The sequence below is a fragment of the Roseateles paludis genome (genome assembly GCF_039872745.1).
Lineage (GTDB): Bacteria > Pseudomonadota > Gammaproteobacteria > Burkholderiales > Burkholderiaceae_C > Pelomonas > Pelomonas paludis.
The window spans coordinates 1-3,428 of sequence record NZ_JBDPZD010000016.1 but is presented as its reverse complement, the minus strand read 5'-3'; the positions used below and the strand labels follow the sequence as shown (position 1 = coordinate 3,428).

2 rRNA genes (1 of these 2 running past the window's edge) are annotated in these 3,428 nt (G+C 51.3%); both read left to right on the top strand.

Going from position 1 to position 3,428, the window contains the following annotated elements:
• A 16S ribosomal RNA gene (locus ABDJ85_RS20235) occupies nt 1-37 on the top strand; it begins 1,542 nt to the left of the window's first position.
• A 399-nt stretch (nt 38-436) separates the two neighbouring features.
• A 23S ribosomal RNA gene (locus tag ABDJ85_RS20230) occupies nt 437-3,310 on the top strand.
• Together the 16S and 23S rRNA genes form the textbook arrangement of a ribosomal RNA operon.
• Nucleotides 3,311-3,428 lie beyond the last annotated feature (118 nt).

The following is a 3,428-nucleotide window of genomic DNA, read 5'->3' as shown; positions in this document are numbered from 1 at the left end:
AACGGGGGATTAGCTCAGCTGGGAGAGCACCTGCTTTGCAAGCAGGGGGTCGTCGGTTCGATCCCGTCATCCTCCACCAATTCTTAGACCTCAGGTAGAGGTCTGAATGATCACTGAAGTAGCAGGTTGGCAAACCTCAGCAGAGCGCGAGTTCTTCTGAGGTTTGCCAGTCTGGATCGAAAGATCCGCTGTTGTTCTTTAACAATTCGTAGAGTCGAAATCAGCGTTGCTGATGGAAAGCAGACATTCGTAAAGGGGTGATCTGCGCCGTGCCATCAGCAACATTTGATTGCGTCAACATAGACTTCAACGGCGAGCGGAAGAAATTCTGCTTGAGCGAATGAAGAACGGCGTAACGCGTGAATACTCAAAAACAGTTTGGATCTACGGATCTGAATTGAGTCCTTGACGGCAACAGAAGTTGTCAAAGTTATAGGGTCAAGTGACTAAGTGCATGTGGTGGATGCCTTGGCGATTACAGGCGACGAAGGACGTGATAGCCTGCGATAAGCTTCGGGGAGCTGGCAAATTAGCTTTGATCCGGAGATTTCCGAATGGGGAAACCCACCGAAAGGTATCTCTATCTGAATACATAGGATAGAGAGGCGAACCGGGTGAACTGAAACATCTCAGTAGCTCGAGGAAAAGACATCAACCGAGATTCCGAAAGTAGTGGCGAGCGAAATCGGAGTAGCCCTCGCGTTTTAGCAGTTTGCATATCAGAACGGAATGGAAAGTCCGGCCATAGCGGGTGATAGCCCCGTATGAAAAATGTAGATTGTGGAACTAGGCGCGAATAGAGTAGGGCGGGACACGTGAAATCCTGTCTGAATATGGGGGGACCATCCTCCAAGGCTAAATACTCGTAATCGACCGATAGCGAACAAGTACCGTGAGGGAAAGGCGAAAAGAACCCCGGGAGGGGAGTGAAATAGATCCTGAAACCGCATGCATACAAAAAGTAGGAGCCCGCAAGGGTGACTGCGTACCTTTTGTATAATGGGTCAGCGACTTACATTCAGTGGCAAGGTTAACCGAATAGGGAAGCCGTAGAGAAATCGAGTCCGAATAGGGCGAATAGTCGCTGGGTGTAGACCCGAAACCAAGTGATCTATCCATGGCCAGGATGAAGGTACCGTAACAGGTGCTGGAGGTCCGAACCGACTAGTGTTGCAAAACTAGCGGATGAGCTGTGGATAGGGGTGAAAGGCTAAACAAACTTGGAGATAGCTGGTTCTCTCCGAAAACTATTTAGGTAGTGCCTCAAGTATTACCTGCGGGGGTAGAGCACTGTTTAGGCTAGGGGGTCATGGCGACTTACCAAACCTTGGCAAACTCCGAATACCGCAGAGTACAGCTTGGGAGACAGTGCACCGGGTGCTAACGTCCGGACACAAGAGGGAAACAACCCAGACCGCCAGCTAAGGTCCCTAAAATTGGCTAAGTGGGAAACGAAGTGGGAAGGCTAAAACAGTCAGGATGTTGGCTTAGAAGCAGCCATCATTTAAAGAAAGCGTAATAGCTCACTGATCGAGTCGTCCTGCGCGGAAGATGTAACGGGGCTAAGCCAGTTACCGAAGCTGCGGATGCATAGCAATATGCGTGGTAGGAGAGCGTTCTGTAAGCCTGTGAAGGTGGGTTGTGAAGCCTGCTGGAGGTATCAGAAGTGCGAATGCTGACATGAGTAGCGTTAAAGGGGGTGAAAAGCCCCCTCGCCGAAAGCGCAAGGTTTCCTACGCAACGTTCATCGGCGTAGGGTGAGTCGGCCCCTAAGGCGAGGCAGAGATGCGTAGCTGATGGGAAACAGGTCAATATTCCTGTACCGATCAATAGTGCGATGTGGGGACGGAGAAGGTTAGCTCAGCCGGGTGTTGGATGTCCCGGTTCAAGCCTGTAGTCGTGCCTGGTAGGCAAATCCGCCGGGCTTAGATGAGGGGTGATAACGAGTCTGCTTGCAGACGAAGTGAGTGATACCCTGCTTCCAGGAAAAGCCACTAAGCTTCAGCTATTGACGACCGTACCGCAAACCGACACTGGTGCGCGAGATGAGTATTCTAAGGCGCTTGAGAGAACTCTGGAGAAGGAACTCGGCAAATTGACACCGTAACTTCGGAAGAAGGTGTGCCTTTAGTAGGTGAACCATTTACTTGGGGAGCCCAATGAGGCCGCAGAGAATCGGTGGCTGCGACTGTTTATTAAAAACACAGCACTCTGCAAAGACGAAAGTCGACGTATAGGGTGTGACGCCTGCCCGGTGCTGGAAGATTAAATGATGGGGTGCAAGCTCTTGACTGAAGTCCCAGTAAACGGCGGCCGTAACTATAACGGTCCTAAGGTAGCGAAATTCCTTGTCGGGTAAGTTCCGACCTGCACGAATGGCGTAACGATGGCCACACTGTCTCCTCCAGAGACTCAGCGAAGTTGAAATGTTTGTGATGATGCAATCTCCCCGCGGAAAGACGGAAAGACCCCATGAACCTTTACTGTAGCTTTACATTGGACTTTGAACAGATCTGTGTAGGATAGGTGGGAGGCTTTGAAGTAAGGTCGCTAGATCTTATGGAGCCAACGTTGAAATACCACCCTGGTGTGTTTGAGGTTCTAACCTTGGTCCCTGAATCGGGATTGGGGACAGTGTATGGTGGGCAGTTTGACTGGGGCGGTCTCCTCCCAAAGCGTAACGGAGGAGTTCGAAGGTACGCTAGATACGGTCGGAAATCGTGTCGATAGTGCATAGGCAAAAGCGTGCTTGACTGCGAGACTGACAAGTCGAGCAGGTAGGAAACTAGGACTAAGTGATCCGGTGGTTCTGTATGGAAGGGCCATCGCTCAACGGATAAAAGGTACTCTGGGGATAACAGGCTGATACCGCCCAAGAGTTCATATCGACGGCGGTGTTTGGCACCTCGATGTCGGCTCATCTCATCCTGGGGCTGTAGCCGGTCCCAAGGGTATGGCTGTTCGCCATTTAAAGAGGTACGTGAGCTGGGTTTAAAACGTCGTGAGACAGTTTGGTCCCTATCTTCCGTGGGCGCTGCAAGATTGAGAGAGCCTGCTCCTAGTACGAGAGGACCGGAGTGGACGCACCTCTGGTGTATCGGTTGTCACGCCAGTGGCATTGCCGAGTAGCTAAGTGCGGAAGAGATAACCGCTGAAAGCATCTAAGCGGGAAACTCGTCTCAAGATGAGTCTTGCCGGGGCCTTGAGCCCCCTGAAGGGTCGTTCGAGACCAGGACGTTGATAGGCTGGGTGTGGAAGCGCAGTAATGCGTTAAGCTAACCAGTACTAATTGCCCGTGAGGCTTGACCCTATAACTTTGATTGCTGACCTGGCGACAGGGCTTGCAGATCAAGGTGAGGATTCAAGTAGTTATGTCGTTCTTCATGAAGTCGAAGAAGACGCAATCAAATCAAGCTGATTCGAGTCGC